This window comes from Enterobacter cloacae complex sp. P1B, assembly GCF_014982345.1.
In the GTDB taxonomy this organism is placed as follows: domain Bacteria; phylum Pseudomonadota; class Gammaproteobacteria; order Enterobacterales; family Enterobacteriaceae; genus Enterobacter; species Enterobacter bugandensis.
In genome coordinates this window covers 305420-322134 of record NZ_JADCLF010000013.1, presented here as the reverse complement: position 1 = coordinate 322134, position 16715 = coordinate 305420, and the positions used below count along the sequence as shown (strand labels likewise).

17 protein-coding genes are annotated in these 16715 nt (G+C 58.1%); 13 read left to right on the top strand and 4 right to left on the bottom strand.

Going from position 1 to position 16715, the window contains the following annotated elements:
• Positions 1 to 8 precede the first annotated feature (8 nt).
• Genes INF77_RS14390 through INF77_RS14375 form a run of 4 tightly spaced genes read left to right on the top strand, consistent with a single transcriptional unit; the run spans position 9 to position 3829 of the window.
• Positions 9 to 1031: an ABC transporter permease gene (locus tag INF77_RS14390; protein WP_041909885.1), complete on the top strand. Its 1023-nt coding sequence runs from the start codon at positions 9 to 11 to the stop codon at positions 1029 to 1031.
• Positions 1028 to 1921 (top strand): D,D-dipeptide ABC transporter permease, encoded by an 894-nt coding sequence (gene ddpC, locus INF77_RS14385; protein WP_193531908.1) that lies wholly within the window; start codon positions 1028 to 1030, stop codon positions 1919 to 1921. The genes INF77_RS14390 and ddpC overlap by 4 nt, the downstream gene beginning before the upstream one ends.
• Positions 1921 to 2907, top strand: a complete 987-nt coding sequence (locus INF77_RS14380) for an ABC transporter ATP-binding protein (protein WP_193531909.1) — start codon at positions 1921 to 1923, stop codon at positions 2905 to 2907. The genes ddpC and INF77_RS14380 overlap by 1 nt, the downstream gene beginning before the upstream one ends.
• Positions 2900 to 3829 (top strand): ABC transporter ATP-binding protein, encoded by a 930-nt coding sequence (locus INF77_RS14375; protein ID WP_193531910.1) that lies wholly within the window; start codon positions 2900 to 2902, stop codon positions 3827 to 3829. Before INF77_RS14380 ends, INF77_RS14375 begins: the two co-directional genes overlap by 8 nt.
• Here INF77_RS14375 and INF77_RS14370 read toward each other — a convergent pair.
• The gene (locus INF77_RS14370) at positions 3826 to 4575 is read right to left on the bottom strand and encodes an SDR family NAD(P)-dependent oxidoreductase (protein WP_047368601.1); all 750 of its coding nucleotides are present in this window, start codon (positions 4573 to 4575) and stop codon (positions 3826 to 3828) included. The two genes, INF77_RS14375 and INF77_RS14370, sit on opposite strands and share 4 nt — an antisense overlap.
• 112 nt (positions 4576 to 4687) lie before the next feature.
• Here INF77_RS14370 and INF77_RS14365 point away from each other — a divergent pair, with 112 nt between their 5' ends.
• Positions 4688 to 5593: a LysR family transcriptional regulator gene (locus INF77_RS14365; RefSeq protein WP_028013229.1), complete on the top strand. Its 906-nt coding sequence runs from the start codon at positions 4688 to 4690 to the stop codon at positions 5591 to 5593.
• Positions 5594 to 5616: 23 nt separating this feature from the next.
• On the opposite strand, the gene INF77_RS14360 is transcribed toward INF77_RS14365, so the two are convergent.
• Positions 5617 to 6045 (bottom strand): OsmC family protein, encoded by a 429-nt coding sequence (locus INF77_RS14360; RefSeq protein ID WP_028013230.1) that lies wholly within the window; start codon positions 6043 to 6045, stop codon positions 5617 to 5619.
• Positions 6046 to 6160: 115 nt separating this feature from the next.
• Here INF77_RS14360 and INF77_RS14355 point away from each other — a divergent pair, with 115 nt between their 5' ends.
• Positions 6161 to 7120 carry a hypothetical protein gene (locus INF77_RS14355; RefSeq protein ID WP_048958278.1) on the top strand — a complete coding sequence of 320 codons (960 nt, stop codon included), beginning with the start codon at positions 6161 to 6163 and terminating at the stop codon, positions 7118 to 7120.
• A gap of 7 nt (positions 7121 to 7127) precedes the next feature.
• Here INF77_RS14355 and INF77_RS14350 read toward each other — a convergent pair whose 3' ends face one another.
• Complete coding sequence (locus INF77_RS14350; protein WP_047365094.1) at positions 7128 to 8003, bottom strand: LysR family transcriptional regulator; 876 nt, start codon at positions 8001 to 8003, stop codon at positions 7128 to 7130.
• A 110-nt stretch (positions 8004 to 8113) separates the two neighbouring features.
• Between INF77_RS14350 and INF77_RS14345 the strand changes: the two genes are divergently transcribed.
• The 6 genes from INF77_RS14345 to adhP all read left to right on the top strand — a co-directional run bounded on the left by INF77_RS14345 (position 8114) and on the right by adhP (position 14790).
• The gene (locus tag INF77_RS14345; protein WP_193531911.1) at positions 8114 to 8965 is read left to right on the top strand and encodes a Vmh family MBL fold metallo-hydrolase; all 852 of its coding nucleotides are present in this window, start codon (positions 8114 to 8116) and stop codon (positions 8963 to 8965) included.
• 232 nt (positions 8966 to 9197) lie between these two features.
• Positions 9198 to 9413, top strand: coding sequence for a biofilm-dependent modulation protein (gene bdm, locus INF77_RS14340; RefSeq protein WP_023335793.1), 216 nt, complete (start codon positions 9198 to 9200; stop codon positions 9411 to 9413).
• Positions 9414 to 9508: 95 nt separating this feature from the next.
• Positions 9509 to 9646 (top strand): stationary-phase-induced ribosome-associated protein, encoded by a 138-nt coding sequence (gene sra, locus INF77_RS14335; RefSeq protein ID WP_008501714.1) that lies wholly within the window; start codon positions 9509 to 9511, stop codon positions 9644 to 9646.
• A gap of 176 nt (positions 9647 to 9822) precedes the next feature.
• Positions 9823 to 11520, top strand: a complete 1698-nt coding sequence (locus INF77_RS14330; RefSeq protein ID WP_028013235.1) for an NAD-dependent malic enzyme — start codon at positions 9823 to 9825, stop codon at positions 11518 to 11520.
• 350 nt (positions 11521 to 11870) lie between these two features.
• A complete protein-coding gene (locus INF77_RS14325; RefSeq protein WP_193531912.1) occupies positions 11871 to 13583 on the top strand; it encodes an ABC-F family ATP-binding cassette domain-containing protein in 1713 nt (570 codons plus the stop codon).
• A 196-nt stretch (positions 13584 to 13779) separates the two neighbouring features.
• Positions 13780 to 14790, top strand: a complete 1011-nt coding sequence (gene adhP / locus INF77_RS14320; protein WP_193531913.1) for an alcohol dehydrogenase AdhP — start codon at positions 13780 to 13782, stop codon at positions 14788 to 14790.
• A gap of 43 nt (positions 14791 to 14833) precedes the next feature.
• Here adhP and INF77_RS14315 read toward each other — a convergent pair whose 3' ends face one another.
• Entirely contained in the window at positions 14834 to 15340 is a 507-nt protein-coding gene (locus INF77_RS14315) for an Rrf2 family transcriptional regulator (RefSeq protein WP_028013240.1), read from the bottom strand.
• A 130-nt stretch (positions 15341 to 15470) separates the two neighbouring features.
• On the opposite strand from INF77_RS14315, the gene INF77_RS14310 reads away from it, so the two are divergent.
• Positions 15471 to 16673: an NAD(P)/FAD-dependent oxidoreductase gene (locus INF77_RS14310; RefSeq protein ID WP_193531914.1), complete on the top strand. Its 1203-nt coding sequence runs from the start codon at positions 15471 to 15473 to the stop codon at positions 16671 to 16673.
• Positions 16674 to 16715: the final 42 nt, after the last annotated feature.

Genomic DNA, 16715 nt, shown 5'->3' with positions numbered 1-16715 from the left:
GAAAGCGTATGACGTTCTGGAGCATCGTGCGCCAGCGCTGCTGGGGGTTACTCCTGGTGGTGGCCGGTGTCTGTATTATTACCTTTATTATTTCACACATGATCCCCGGCGACCCGGCGCGTCTGCTGGCGGGCGATCGCGCCAGCGACGAAATCGTGCAGAACATTCGCCAGCAGCTGGGGCTGGATCGGCCGCTGTATGTGCAGTTTGGCCGCTACGTGGACGCCCTGGCCCACGGTGATTTAGGCACATCCATCCGTACCGGACGCCCGGTTGCGGAAGACCTGAAAGCCTTTTTCCCCGCCACGCTGGAGCTGGCCTTTTGTTCTTTGCTGCTGGCGCTGGTTATCGGCGTGCCGCTGGGGATTTTGTCGGCGGTGTACCGCAACCGCTGGCTGGATCACCTGGTGCGTTTAATGGCGATGACCGGAATTTCCACGCCTGCATTCTGGCTTGGGCTGGGCGTGATTGTCCTGTTTTACGGGCATCTGCAGATTCTGCCGGGCGGCGGCAGGCTGGACGACTGGCTCGATCCGCCGACGCACGTCACCGGGTTTTATCTGCTGGACGCCCTGCTGGAAGGCAACGGTGAAGTCTTTTTCAACGCGCTGCAGCACCTGATTTTACCCTCGCTGACGCTGGCGTTTGTTCACCTGGGCATCGTGGCGCGCCAGGTGCGCTCGGCGATGCTGGAGCAGCTTAGCGAGGACTACATCCGCACCGCACGCGCCAGCGGGCTGCCCGGCTGGTACATCGTCCTGCGCTACGCCCTGCCGAATGCGATGATCCCGTCCATTACCGTGCTCGGGCTGGCGCTGGGCGACCTGCTTTACGGCGCCGTCCTGACCGAAACCGTCTTTGCCTGGCCGGGTATGGGCGCCTGGGTGGTGACGTCCATTCAGGCGCTGGACTTCCCGGCGGTGATGGGCTTTGCCGTCGTCGTTTCGCTGGCCTACGTGCTGGTTAATCTGGTGGTCGATCTGCTTTACCTGTGGATTGACCCGCGAATCGGGCGCGGAGGTGCCGAATGATGTTAACGCAGGAAACACCCGTCCCGGTGAAAACCGCCAGACAACGCATCAACTGGGCAAAGCTGTTCTGGATGCTGCGCCAAAGCCCGCTCACGATCGTTGGCGGCGTCATTATGATCGCGATGCTTTTGCTGATGGTGACCTCGCCGTGGATAGTGCCGCATAACCCGAACGCGCTGGATCTCACCGCCCGCCTGCAGGCACCTTCTGCGCAACACTGGTTTGGCACCGATGAGGTGGGACGCGACCTGTTCAGCCGCGTGCTGACGGGCAGCCAGCAGTCGATTACCGCCGGGCTGGCGGTGGTGGTGATTGCGGGCGGCATTGGCTCGCTGCTGGGCTGTTTGTCCGGCGTCCTGGGCGGGCGCGGCGACGCCGTCATCATGCGGGTGATGGACATTATGCTCTCCATTCCTTCTCTGGTGCTGACCATGGCGCTGGCCGCCGCGCTCGGTCCGAGCCTGTTTAACGCCATGCTGGCGATTGCGATTGTCCGCATACCGTTCTACGTGCGGCTGGCGCGCGGGCAAACCCTGGTGGTGCGACAGTTCACCTACGTTCAGGCCGCCCGCACGTTTGGCGCGTCCCGCTGGCATTTGATCCGCTGGCATATCCTGCGCAACGCCCTGCCGCCGCTGATCGTGCAGGCGTCGCTGGATATCGGCAGCGCCATTCTGATGGCCGCCACGCTGGGGTTTATTGGCCTGGGCGCGCAGCAGCCCACCGCCGAATGGGGCGCGATGGTGGCCGTGGGCCGTAACTACGTCCTGGACCAGTGGTGGTACTGCGCCTTTCCCGGTGCGGCGATTTTGATTACCGCCGTGGGCTTTAATCTGTTTGGCGACGGTATCCGCGATCTGCTGGATCCGAAGTCAGGAGGCAAACAGTAATGACCGAACCGGTACTCAATATTGAAGACCTGCATCTGAGCTTCCCGGTTTTTCGCGGGGAGGTCCACGCCCTGAACCACGTTTCGCTGGAGATCGGCAGGGGCGAAATTGTCGGCGTGGTGGGCGAATCAGGGTCGGGCAAATCCGTTACCGCCATGCTCGCCATGCGCCTGCTGCCAGAGGGCAGCTACCGTATTCATCACGGTCAGGTGAGATTACTCGGTGAAAACGTCCTGACGGCGTCCGAGAAACAGCTTCGCCAGTGGCGCGGCGCTAAAGTGGCGATGATTTTTCAGGAGCCTATGACCGCCCTCAACCCGACGCGGCGGATTGGCAAACAGATGGTGGAGGTGATCCACCAGCATCAGCCGCTTTCCCGGCGCGAGGCGCAGCAGAAGGCGATCGCCCTGCTGGAAGAGATGCAAATTCCGGACGCGAAGGAGGTCATGGCGCGTTATCCGTTTGAACTCTCCGGCGGCATGCGCCAGCGGGTGATGATCGCCCTTGCCTTCTCCTGCGAGCCGGAGCTGATCATCGCCGACGAGCCAACCACCGCGCTGGACGTTACCGTCCAGCTCCAGGTGCTGCGTTTACTGAAGCATAAGGCGAAGGCCAGCGGCACCTCGGTGCTGTTTATCAGCCATGATATGGCCGTAGTGTCCCAGCTCTGCGACAGAATGTACGTAATGTATGCGGGCAGCGTGATAGAAAGCGGTGCCACGCAAACGCTGATCCACCGCCCTGTGCATCCCTATTCTATCGGCCTGCTACGGTGCGCGCCGGAACACGGCCAGCCGCGCGATCTGCTGCCCGCCATTCCCGGAACGGTGCCCAACCTCAGCCAGCTTCCGCAGGGGTGCGCGTTCCGCGAGCGCTGCTTTGCCGCGGGGGCAAAATGCAGCGAAACGCCGCGCCTGCAGCCCCATGGCGCAGAGGGCCAACAGGCTGCCTGCTGGTATCCACAACGGGAGAAACACCATGTCTGATGTACTGCTGGAACTGGATAGCGTGCACGTGAACTTTGCGGCGCGCAAAAACTGGCTGGGCCGCGTGACGGAACGGGTCCATGCGCTCAACGGGCTGGATCTCCAGATCCGTCGGGGCGAAACGCTGGGCGTTGTCGGGGAATCCGGCTGTGGGAAAAGCACGCTGGCGCAGCTGCTGATGGGGATGCTTAAACCCAGCACCGGCGCATGCCAGCGTGCCCACCACGCCGGTGGCATGCAGATGGTGTTTCAGGATCCGCTCTCCTCGCTCGACCCGCGATTGCCGGTCTGGCGCATCATTACCGAGCCGGTGTGGGTGCAAAAACGCAGCAGCGAGCGCGAGCGCCGCCAGCTGGCGGCGGATCTGGCGCTGCAGGTGGGCATTCGCCCGGAATATCTCGACCGCCTTCCACACGCCTTCTCCGGCGGGCAGCGCCAGCGCATTGCCATCGCCCGGGCGCTTTCGTCCGACCCGGATATCATCGTGCTCGATGAACCCACCAGCGCGCTGGATATCTCCGTGCAGGCGCAAATCCTCAACCTGCTGGTGACGCTACAGCAGCAGCGTAATCTGACCTACGTACTGATCTCGCATAACGTCTCGGTGGTCAGACACATGAGCGACCGCGTGGCGGTGATGTATCTCGGACAGATTGTGGAGCTGAGCAGCGCCGCGCAGGTACTTGGCGAGCCGCGCCACCCCTATACCCGCCTGCTGCTCGATTCGGTTCCCCGCACCGGAGAGCCGCTGGATGAAACGCTGGCGTTACGCAAAACGGAGCTGCCCGGCAACCGTCATCTGCCCGAAGGCTGTTTTTTCCGCGACCGCTGCCCGATGGCCGCGCAGGGGTGCGAACGTCCTCAGCCGCTACAGCCCTCTCGCGAGGGCCGTCACGTTCGCTGCTGGCGCAGCCTGGATTAAATTTGCGCCATCCCGCCGTCCACAAACAGCTCGGTGGCGTTGATAAAGCTGGCCGCGTCGGAGGCCAGAAACGCCACCGCTTTACCCACCTCGCCCGGCGCGCCTAAACGTCCGAGCGGCACCTGCGCGGCCAGCGCGTCGTACAGCCCCTGGCGATGTTCTTCCGGCACCAGATCCCCTAAACCTGGCGTTTTGATCGGGCCCGGGCTTACGACATTGACGCGGATCCCACGGCCCTGCAAATCCAGCGCCCAGGAGCGGGCAAAGTTACGCACCGCGGCCTTACTGGCGCTGTAGACGCTGAAATTGGCCGTCCCCTTAATCGACACCGTCGAGCCGGTCAGAATGATCGACGAGCCGGTTGATAACAGCGGCAGCGCCTTCTGCACCGTGAACAGCACCCCGCGAACGTTGGTGCCAAAAATCCGGTCAAACTGTTCTTCGGTGATCGCGCCCAGCGGCAGCATATCGCCGCCACCCGCATTGGCGAACAGAATATCAAGACGGCCTTCTTCTTTTGCTATCCGGGCATAAACCGCATCCAGATCGGCAAGCTTAGAGACGTCCGCGCGAATGCCCACTGCGTCAGAAGCAATCTCTGCTACCGCGGCGTCAAGTTCGGCCTGACGACGCCCGGTGATGTACACCTTCGCGCCCTGTGCCGCCAGCTCCTGCGCCGTGGCAAGACCAATACCGGTGCTGCCGCCGGTGACCAGTGCAATTTTTCCTGAGAGAGTCGTATTCATGTCATTTACCTTTTTGTGTTTGCGTTGGACAGACTTTATCCCTTGCGGCATTTATGAAAAATGGGCAAAAATGAAAATGACTATTCACCTATGGAAATAATCAGAGGTCATCATGGATCAGCTAATGGCGATGCGCGCCTTCACGCGGGTGGTGGAATCCGGCAGTTTTACCCGCGCGGCGGACTCGCTGAATATGCCGATCGCCACGCTGAGCAAACTGGTTAAATCCCTTGAGGCGCACCTGGCGATACGTCTCCTTCACCGGACGACTCGTCGGGTGGTCACGACGCCTGAAGGGCTGGAATACTATGAAAAAGCGCGCCGGGTGCTGATTGATATCGAAGATATCGACACCTCGTTTCGCGTTTCCCGCGCGACGCCCAAGGGACATTTGCGGGTTGACGTGGGCGGTTCCACCGCACGGGACGTGCTCATCCCCCTGCTGCCGGATTTTATGCAGCGCTACCCGGATATCCGTATCGATCTTGGCGTGGCCGATCGTCCGGTCGATCTTATCAGCGGTAACGTAGACTGCGTGATCCGCGGCGGCCCGCTGAACGATTCAACGCTTATCGCACGTCATCTCGGTGACGCTCAGATGGTCACCTGCGCGACGCCGGGTTACCTTAAAAACCACGGCGTTCCGGCCTATCCGCAGGAGCTGCGCAACGGCCACAAGCTTGTTAGTTATCTCTCTCCCGTCACCGGGCGGCCGTTTCCGTTTCGCTTCCGGCAGAACGGCGAGGCGCTGGAAATCACTCTTCCGCACTATCTCGGCGTCAATGAAAGTAACGCTCATCTGGCGGCTGCCGCGGCGGGTCTGGGGATCGTTCAAACCTTTGAGTATTCAGCAAAGACCTATTTGCAGGCGGGAGCGCTGGTGGCGATTCTGGGTGACTGGCAGCCTGCCGCGTACCCGTTTCACGTGGTCTACCCGCAGAACCGGCATTTAACGCACAGACTGAAGGTGTTTATCGCCTGGCTGGCGGAGGTGTTCCCCGCCGCGCTGAAGGGATAGCCGGGCACAAACCCGGCTGTGATTTAGTTAAGCTTATAGTCCAGGGTAATTTCGGCCTTGAGCAACTGCGACACCGGGCAGCCCGCTTTGGCTTTCTGAATAATGCCGTCAAACTGCTGTGGCGCAATGCCCGGTACGGTGACCTTACTTTGCAGCGCAACCTTAGTGATGGCAAAGCCGCCGTCGGTTTTATCCAGAGAGACGTCCGCGGTCGTATCAATCGAATCAGCGGTATAGCCCGCTTCACCCAGCATCAGCGACAGCGCCATGGAAAAACAAGCCGCATGTGCCGCGCCGATCAGCTCTTCCGGGTTGGTCCCCTTTTCACCCTCAAAGCGGGTGTTAAAGCCGTAAGGCTGTTGGTTGAGAACGCCGCTCTCGGTGGAAACCGTTCCTTTCCCGCGCTTAATGTCGCCAGACCAGTGTGCCGAACCGTGCTTATGAATCGTCATTCTTGCTCTCCTTTTGGCTTACAAAGGGTTAAGTATAGACTACGCATCTGACACGCCCTGGAACACAGACGATTCCGTGTCTTTCACCTGCTGTACCGACAACAAGGATAATGATATGACGCTAAAAATCAGGATGGCCGTCGCGGTAGCCACGCTGGCTCTCTCTCTTTCTTCACTGGCCAAAACGCCGGAAAACTTTATCTATACCAGCTCAGGTGACCTCGACGCGGCGCTCCCGCTGGTTGCGCGTGGCGACATCGGCGGCGTGCAGATCGTTTACAACTGGCGCCAGCTTGAACCCGAGAAGGACAGCTATGACTTCTCGCGGATTGAGCAGGATCTGGCGCGTCTTAAGGCTGCCCGGAAAAAACTCTTTATTCAGATCCAGGATCGTTTCTTTGAGCCGGACGCCCGCTACGTCCCGGACTATCTGATGCACGATAAGCAATACAGCGGCGGGATTGCACCACAGTTTGATAACCCCGGCGAGGGCAAGCCTGTCGGCGCGGGATGGGTAGCGCGTCAGTGGGACCCCACGGTGCGCCAGCGCTACCAGGCACTGCTGGCAGCGCTCGCAAAACGCTTTGATGGCGAGGTGTATGGCGTAAACCTGCCTGAAACCGCGATTGATATTGACGAGAAAAATCCGCCAGCGGGCTTCACCTGCGACAGCTATTTCGCGGGTGAGATGGAAAATCTGGCCTTTGCGCGCAAGGTTTTTCAGAAATCACATGTGGTGCAGTACGTGAACTTCTGGCCGTGCGAGTGGGATAACGACCACAACTATATGGGACGTCTTTTTGCGTATGCCAGCGCCAACAATATCGGCCTGGGCGGCCCGGACATTGTGCCCAACCGCAAGGCGCACATGAAGAATGCCTATCCCTTCTTCCATAAAAATAAACAGGCGCTGCCGCTCATTGCCATGGCGGTTCAGGAGCCGACTCTGACCTATAAGGATCCTCAGACCGGAAAACCGTTCACCAAAGCCGAGTTTGTCCGCTTCGGCGAAAATTATCTCGGGGCCGATATTATTTTCTGGAGCACGGCCTCTCCCTGGCTAAAGGCAAAATAATCGCCCCTCAGGCAAGGTGGCGGGACAGTTCGTCAAGAAACACGCGCAGCGCGGCAGGCTGGTATTCCCGTGACTGATAAATGCCGTGGATGGCAAGCGGTTTCGGCTCCAGCGACGCCAGTACCGGCACCAGTAATCCCTGCTCCAGCGCGGCGCGCGCTTCGCGCTCCGGCAGCATGGCGATGCCGCAGTGCTCGATCGCCGCGTTCATGAGCAGTGATGAGATACTGGCGCTCAGGTTGCCGCTGACGGCCACGCTCAGGCTTTCGCCTTCCGGCGTCAGGAAGTGCCAGGACTGCCCCGCGAAAAAGCTGTAGTGCAGGCAGTTATGCTGCGCCAGTTCTTCGGGGCTGACGGGCGTGCCGTGCTGTGCCAGATACGCCGGCGAGGCGCAGAGCACCGATCGACACTCCCCCAGCCGGCGGGCGATCATGCCGGGCTCCGGGTTATCGGTAATGCGCACCGCGACGTCAATGCGCTCTCCCACCAGGCTGACCGGATGGTTGTTCACGTCCAGCTCAATGCGCAGCTGCGGGTAGCGCGAGAGCAGGCCGGGCAGGACCGGCGCAATCAGGTGCATGGCGGTAAAGTGCGCGCAGGCTACCCGCAGCGTGCCGGACGGCAGATCTTTTTCCGACTGACCTTCGATTTCCTGCGAGATCTGCGAGAGCGTCCGCGTTTTTTGCAGCACCTTTTCCCCTGCCGCCGTCAGCGTCAACTTGCGCGTGGAGCGGTTTACCAGCCGCGTCCCCGCCCACTTCTCCATTTGTTCAAGGTAACGGCTCACCATCGGCCGGGAAATGCCCAGCGCGCGGGCCGCCGCGCTCAGGCTTCCCAGTTCGCATATCCGGTTATAGACCTGAGCGGCAATAACGCGATCCATATAAGCTCCATCTGCTCGATTTATGAAACTAAGCATGTCTTGTTTCAGGAATTCTGGCAAATGAGAATATCCGTACAATAGAGACATTCCTGAACAACAGAGACAACAGCATGAAATTCCCTCATATTGCCCTGCTTTCCACCCTTTTCGCTCCGGCCGTTTTTGCCGCGCCGTTGACGATTGATACCTATAACCCGCAGGAAAAAGGCATTTTCGCGGTCTCCTCCACGCTCGTTTCCGGCCCGAAAGAGGCGGTGCTGTTTGACGCGCAGTTCAGCGTGAAGGATGGCGAAGCGCTGGTAGAGAAAATTCGCCGCAGCGGTAAAACGCTGAATAAGATTGTGATCACCTCCGGCGATCCGGATTTCTATTTTGGCCTGCAGCCGCTGGTGAAAGCCTTCCCGAATGCCAAAGTGGTGGCCACGCAGCAGGTGGTTGACCATATTAAGGCCACCAAAGACGCCAAGCTCGCCTTCTGGGGCCCGCAGATGAAAGACGGCGCGCCAACGGAACTGGTGGTGCCGCAGGTGCTCGCCTCCACCACCTTTATGATTGACGGGGAAAAGGTCGATATCGAGCAGCCGGACAGCTATGCGGCCTACGTGTGGATCCCGTCCGTGAAAACCATCCTCGGCGGCACCGGGGTCTCCTGGGGGATTCACGTCTGGACGGCTGATACCCAGACGCCGGCTCGCCGGCAGCAGTGGCAGCAGACCCTGGACAACATGGCCGCGCACAAGCCGGAACGCGTGATACCGGGCCACTACCTGGGCACGCCACCGTCCGGAACCGGGGCTATTGATTTTACCCGTGGCTATCTGCAGCATTTTGAACAGGCGTTGTCGGCACATAAAAACTCTGCGGGCGTTATCGGTGCACTGAAAAAACAGTATCCGGATCTGGCAGAAGAGAGCTCTCTGGAATTAAGCGCCAAAGTGAATACTGGCGAAATGAAGTGGTAATTTAAAAACGGCTCCTGCTATATTCCCGCGATAGCAGGAGCACCGCCATAATATCCACACTGCCTCACGCCAATATATCCCTCCGTTTTAAAAACGCATAAAAGCATGCACTTATGTCATTTTTATTTCTAAGATGAATCTGAGACACAACCGGGAAAATATTTGCCATTCTGTTTATGAATTAAATTTTTTGCGAGCCGTACCATTAAACAGACAACGACACGGAGGCAGCATGTTTACTTATTACCCGGCTAATACCACAGCAGCACAACCTGAACTCGTTAACGCGATTGCGCAGGGTCTTCACGCCGAGCACGGTGCTGTGACTGAAGATGACATTTTAATGGAACTGACCAAGTGGGTGGAATCCACGGATAATGACATCCTCAGTGACATCTACCAGCAGACCATTAACTACGTCGTCAGCGGGCAAAACGCACCTTTGTAAAAACCTGCTAAGCTGGATCTGCAACCTAAGGGGTTACATTTCGTTTGCGAAAGCAAACTGGTCCTTAAAACTATCAACAGGATTGAGGAGTTAACATGAAATCGAACCGTCAGGCACGCCACATTCTGGGACTGAACTACAAGCTTTCAAATCAGCGTAAAGTGGTGATTGAAGGCGACCATGAAACGCAAGTCACTCACGCCACCGGCAGAAAACGCCACGCGGGCAAGTAAGTTCCAGACTGAGATCCAGAACACCATCGGCAAAACCGATGGTGTTTTTGTTTATGTGTTGCGGTAATTAATATTTAGCTCCTTTATAATACCGCCCGACCGCACCCCGTAGCACAGGCCAGAAAGATGACAAACAGCAGTGTCAGGGACGGATCTTCAAAAAAAGAGTGAGTGACATGGACAACAAACTGAAAAAACATCGTTCCTTATATATCCCTTATGCCGGCCCGGTTTTACTCGAATTCCCCCTGCTCAACAAAGGCAGCGCCTTCAGCATGGAAGAGCGCAGCAGCTTTAACCTGCTTGGCCTGCTGCCGGAAGTGGTTGAAACCATTGAAGAGCAGGCAGAGCGCGCGTGGATCCAGTATCAGGGCTTCAAAACCGAGATCGACAAACACATCTACCTGCGCAACATCCAGGACACCAACGAAACCCTCTTCTATCGCCTGGTGCAAAACCATCTCGAAGAGATGATGCCGGTGATCTACACCCCAACGGTGGGTGCGGCGTGCGAACGCTTCTCTGAGATCTACCGTCGCTCACGCGGCGTCTTTATCTCTTATCAGAACCGTCACAACATGGACGACATTCTGCAGAACGTGCCGAACCACAATATTAAAGTGATTGTGGTGACGGACGGGGAACGTATTCTCGGCCTCGGCGACCAGGGCATTGGCGGGATGGGGATCCCAATCGGTAAACTCTCTCTCTACACCGCCTGCGGCGGCATCAGCCCGGCGTACACCCTGCCGGTGGTGCTGGATGTCGGCACCAACAACCAGCAACTGTTGAACGATCCGCTGTACATGGGCTGGCGTCATCCGCGCATTACCGACGACGAGTACTATCAGTTTGTCGACGATTTCATTCAGGCCGTGAAGCACCGCTGGCCGGACGTTCTGCTGCAGTTTGAAGACTTTGCGCAGAAAAACGCGATGCCGCTGCTGAACCGCTATCGCGATGAGATCTGCTCCTTTAACGACGACATCCAGGGCACCGCAGCGGTGACCGTGGGCACGCTTATCGCCGCCAGCCGCGCGGCCGGCAGCCAGCTGAGCTACCAGAAAATCGTCTTCCTGGGCGCAGGCTCTGCGGGCTGCGGCATCGCCGAGCAGATTATTGCCCAGACGCAGCGCGAAGGCTTAAGCGAAGAGCTGGCCCGCTCCCGCGTCTTCATGGTTGACCGTTTCGGCCTGCTGACCGACGGTATGCCGAACCTGCTGCCGTTCCAGACCAAGCTGGTGCAGAAGCGCGAGAACCTGAAGAACTGGGACACCGACAACGAAGTGCTCTCCCTGCTGGACGTGGTGCGCAACGTGAAGCCGGATATTCTGATCGGCGTTTCCGGGCAAACCGGTCTCTTCACCGAAGAGATTATTCGTGAGATGCACAAGCACTGCGAGCGCCCTATCGTGATGCCGCTTTCTAACCCGACCTCCCGCGTGGAAGCGACGCCGCAGGACATCATCGCCTGGACCGAAGGTAACGCGCTGGTTGCCACCGGCAGCCCGTTCGATCCGGTGGTATGGAAGGATAAAACCTATCCGATCGCCCAGTGCAACAACTCCTATATTTTCCCGGGCATTGGTCTGGGCGTGATCGCCTCCGGCGCCTCCCGCATTACCGATGAGATGCTGATGTCAGCGAGCGAAACCCTTGCGGGCTATTCGCCGCTGGTCAACAACGGAGAAGGGCTGGTGCTGCCGGAACTGAAGGACATTCACAAGGTGTCGCGCGCTATCGCGTTTGCGGTGGGTAAAATGGCGCAGCAGCAGGGCGTGGCGGTGAAAACCTCTGCCGACGCGCTGCAGCAGGCTATTGATGATAACTTCTGGATGCCGGAATACCGCAGCTATCGCCGTACCTCGATTTAATTCTGCGCCCGAACCGATCCTCTCCTCATTGGGGAGAGGGTTAGGATGATGGGCAACAGACCGCACCATCGAATATCCGCTAGCCAAACCCCCTTTCCCCCGCTACACTCCTTTCATCCATTAACCCACTGAATATATAAGGAGGCCAATTATGCTGTATCGTGAAATTTTCAATGTTTCACATACATTTGGTGATCGCACCAGCTCAAGCGTTATCGGTATCGTGCTGCGATAACTTCTGCTTGAGCGAAGACACCAACCCCTGAAATCCCTTCTCTCGGGCTTACTGAGTTATCGTCAGCGATGTTTGACGAGGCATAAACATGCCTGTAACTCTTGGGTAAGCAACAATGAGCACTTTACTCACTGCACAATCTTTACGCGTTGATACGGCGTTTGGCACGCTCTTCGACTCACTCTCCTTTACGCTGAAAAAAGGCGACCGCATCGCCCTGCTGGGCGACAACGGCTGCGGCAAAAGTACGCTTTTAAAGGTGCTGGACGGAACAGATATCCCAGCCGCCGGAACGGTAGCGCTGGCCGGACACTGCCTGATGGCGCGCGTGGAGCAACATCTCCCGGACGCCATTTTCCCGCTGACCATGCTGGATGCCGTACTCGCGCAACTGCCTTTAGCTGAGCACGACAGCCTGCGCTGGAAAGCTGAAACGCTGCTGGCGAGCATGGGCTTCACGCCGCAGGATATGACGCTGCAATCCGCCACCCTGAGCGGCGGACAGCACACCCGCCTGCTGCTGGCGCGGGCGTTGATTCACGAGCCGGATCTGCTCCTGCTGGATGAACCCAGCAACCACCTGGATCTGCCGACCATGCTCTGGCTGGAACACTTTTTACAGAACTGGTCAGGCAGCTTCGTGCTGGTTTCGCACGACAGACAGCTGCTGGATGCCGTCACAAACGGCAGCTGGATCCTGCGTGATAAGACGCTGCACTACTTTGCCCTTCCCTGCACGGCCGCCCGTAAAGCGCTTGCAGCAAAAGACGAAAGCGATGCGCAGCGCCACAAGGCGGAGCAAAAGGAGATCGACCGCGTGACCGCCAGCGCGAAGCGGCTGGCGACCTGGGGTAAGGTTTACGACAACGAAGACCTGGCCCGCAAAGCCAAACAGATGGAAAAACAGGTCGAACGACTCAAAGAGAGCCAGACCGCGCTCACGGCGGGCAGTCCATGGACGCTAACCCTGCGCGGCGACGCGCTGCGGGCGGACCGTCTGCTGGAGATGGAAAACCTCAGCGTCCCGCCTGCGCCCGGGCTACCGCCACTGTTTAACATCGAAACGGCGCGGCTGAAAAGCGGCGATCGCGTGGCAATTGTCGGTCGTAACGGCTGCGGTAAATCGTCGCTGATGAAGCTTATCTGGCGACATTTTGTGGATGAACCGACGGACAGCGGGCTGAAAATCCATCCGCGCGTCTCGCCGGGCTACTACGACCAGACGCTGCATCAGCTGCCGGATGACGCCACGCTGCTCGACGCTCTGGAACCTTTCGCTCCCGACCCGCAAAACAGGAAGATGGCGCTCATCAGCGCCGGGTTCCCGTGGGCGAGACACGGGCAAAAAGTCAGCACGCTCAGCGGTGGCGAACGCTCGCGCCTGCTATTCGTGGGCCTGACGCTTGCCCGCTACAGCCTGCTGATGCTGGATGAGCCCACCAACCATCTCGACATGGAAGGCAAAGAGGCACTGGCGGAAACGCTGCAACAGTTCGAAGGCGGCGTGCTGCTGGTCAGCCACGATCGCCAGTTAATTAGCCAAAGCTGTAACCGCTTCTGGCTGATTGAGGACGGCTGGCTGAGCGAGTGGCACGATGCTGAAGCCGTGTTTGAGCGGCTGCGTGAAAGCGCGGGGCTGGGGACATCAGCCGCGCCCGTCGTCACCGCTGGGGAAGTTCAACCCTCGCCGTACGATGATCTGCTTGAACGGCTGATCGCGCTGGAAACGCTGCTGGAAGACGATCTGGCGCGTAAGCCGAAACATCAGAAGCCGCAGCTGCAGGCGCAATGGCGAAGAGAAATTGAGGAGATTGAAGCCCAGCTGTAAATCTGCGCCCGGCGAGCGCCTCGCCGGGCCAGCATTTTCCCCCTTAATTATTAGAGGATCGCCGTATTCTTAATCTTAAATCGAATCAAATGATGACATTATGTTGCCGCAGCCTTGCATTACCAGGCTAATGTATTAATCCTTAAGGGGTACTACACCTGCTATGCAGATTCTTATCATGAACAAGGAGATACACATGAAGGCTGCTGTTGTTACTCAGGATCATCAGGTCAATGTCACTGAAAAAACCTTACGCCCGCTTAAGCATGGGGAAGCCCTGCTGAAAATGGAGTGCTGTGGTGTATGCCATACCGACCTCCACGTGAAGAACGGTGATTTTGGCGATAAAACCGGGGTAATCCTGGGCCATGAAGGAATTGGTATCGTGAAAGAAGTCGGCCCTGGCGTGACGTCGCTGAAAGTTGGCGACCGCGCAAGCGTGGCCTGGTTCTTTGAAGGCTGCGGACACTGCGAATACTGTAATTCCGGCAACGAAACCCTGTGCCGTGACGTGAAAAACGCCGGTTACTCCGTTGACGGCGGCATGGCGGAAGAGTGCATCGTCACCGCGGATTACGCGGTAAAAGTGCCGGACGGTCTGGATTCGGCGGCGGCCAGCAGCATTACCTGCGCTGGCGTGACCACCTACAAAGCGGTGAAGGTGTCGGGTATTAAGCCGGGCCAGTGGATTGCGATTTACGGTCTGGGCGGGCTGGGCAACCTTGCGCTGCAGTACGCCAAAAACGTCTTTAACGCCAAAGTCATCGCCCTGGACGTTAACGATGAACAGCTGAAGCTGGCCGCGAGCATGGGTGCAGATTTAACCATCAACTCCCGCAGCGAAGATGCCGCTAAGATTGTGCAGGAAAAAACCAGCGGCGCGCATGCCGCAGTCGTCACCGCCGTCGCAAAAGCGGCCTTCAACTCGGCGGTAGATGCCGTGCGTGCCGGTGGCCGCGTGGTCGCCGTTGGCCTGCCGCCGGAAGCGATGAGCCTGGACATTCCGCGCCTGGTGCTGGACGGTATTCAGGTGGTAGGTTCGCTGGTTGGCACCCGTCAGGATCTGCAGGAGGCCTTCCAGTTTGCGGCCGAGGGCAAAGTAGTACCGAAAGTGACGATGCGTCCTATCGAGGACATCAACGCCATCTTTAAAGAGATGGAACAGGGCCAGATCCGTGGCCGTATGGTGATCGACTTACGCTCGTAAACACCTTTTGCCGGGTAGTGGCTACGCCTTACCCGGCTCATTGCTACGACGAACGACGAACTGAAATCCACTCCTGAACCTCAATCTGGAAGGTGTCCGGCGCTTTTCGGTACATTTTACGCGCCAGGTCGAGAATAGTATGACGCGCGAGCTCCTCTTCCATCCGCTGCTGCGCGCTATCCATGACTGAACGTACTCCGCACGGGCCGTCGCAGACCCAGGCAGGCGGTGCTTCATCAAACACGGCCAGCCGCTGGCGCACTTCACGACATTCGAACATGTTTTTCTCGCCGTCAATGGCATGCGCCACATCCAGCACGCTGATCAGCTCCGCCGGACGCGCCAGCTTAAAGCCCCCGCCCTTGCCTTCCGTACTGATGACCAGCCCGGCACGTGACAGGCGTGTGAAGATTTTGCCGAGGTAGTCATACGGCACGCCCTGCAAGGCAGCCATCTCACGGACGCTCATCTCACGCTCGTTGCCCTTCGCATCCACCATACACATCAGGCTGTGAATGCCGTATTCCACACCGGAACTGTAAAACGCCATGGTTAACTCCGAATTAGTGTTCGGAGCATTATAACGATTTTTAACTCAGAAAGAAGTTGTCGGAGTTAACTCCGACAAGTATAGTGGCAGTTATGTCAGGCATGAAGCCTGGCGGGAGAAAGGATCGAATATGAAAAAGCAGATTTTAATCGTAGGCAGTGGTTTTGCGGGTATGTGGGCAGCCGTGAGCGCGGCACGTCTCTCTGAGCAGCAGGGTAATAACAGTCTGGAAATTGCGGTTCTGGCCCCCTTACCCGAACTGCGCGTTCGGCCACGCTTCTATGAGGAGAAGGTTTCAACGCTGGTCGCCCCGTTGACTGACCTGTTTGCCGAGCTTGATATCACATTCATCGCCGGACACGTGGAACAAATTGATACCACGGCAAAAACCGTTTTATACCGGATGTCCAATGGCGCGCATGCTACGGCTTCCTACGATAGGCTGATCCTCGCTACGGGCAGCCAGACCAAACGCCCACCGATTGCCGGCCTGGCTGACTACGCCTTTGACATCGACCAGCTGGAATCCGCACAGGTATTTGAGCGCCACCTTGATTCACTGGCGTTACGTCCCTCCACGCCCGAGCGCAACACCGTGGTAGTCTGCGGAGGCGGCTTTACCGGCATCGAGCTGGCAACGGAGCTACCTGCCCGACTGCGTGCCCGTTTTGGTGACAATACGGAGATTAAAATAGTCGTAGTTGAGAGAGGGCCAGTCATTGGCGGCCGTTATAGCGACGCATTGCGTAAAACAATTGCAGAGGCGAGTGAGGCGCTGGGCGTTGAATGGCGGCTGAAGAGTGAAGTTGAAGCCATTGATGCTCACGGCGTAACGCTGAAAAACGGTGAACGTATTGCTGCTGCGACCGTCGTCTGGACCGCAGGCGTCGAGGCAAATCCTCTCAGCCTGCAGATAGGCGGTGAACGCGATAGCCAGGGCCGCCTGGTTGTGACAGAGACGTTGCAGGTCCCCGCACTTCCTGACGTCTATGCCACCGGCGATATGGCTCATGCCAAAACAGACGATGCGGGCAACACGGCGCTGATGACCTGCCAGCACGCGATCCAGCTAGGGAAATTTGCCGGTCATAACGCTGCCGCCAGCCTGCTGAACGTTACTCCTTACCCTTATCGTCAGGTGAACTATGTTACCTGCCTGGATTTAGGCGCGTGGGGCGCGGTTTATACCGAGGGCTGGGATCAGGTCGTTAAGTCAGTCCAAGATGACGCCAAGAAGATCAAGATCGCCATCACTAACGAGCTGATCTACCCTCCAGCAGCGGATAAAGCGGTCGCGTTTGCCGCCGCGGACCCGCTGGCGAAATTCGTTTAGTTCCCGCTTTCGCCCCGTTTACGGGGCATTTATATTTTCAGT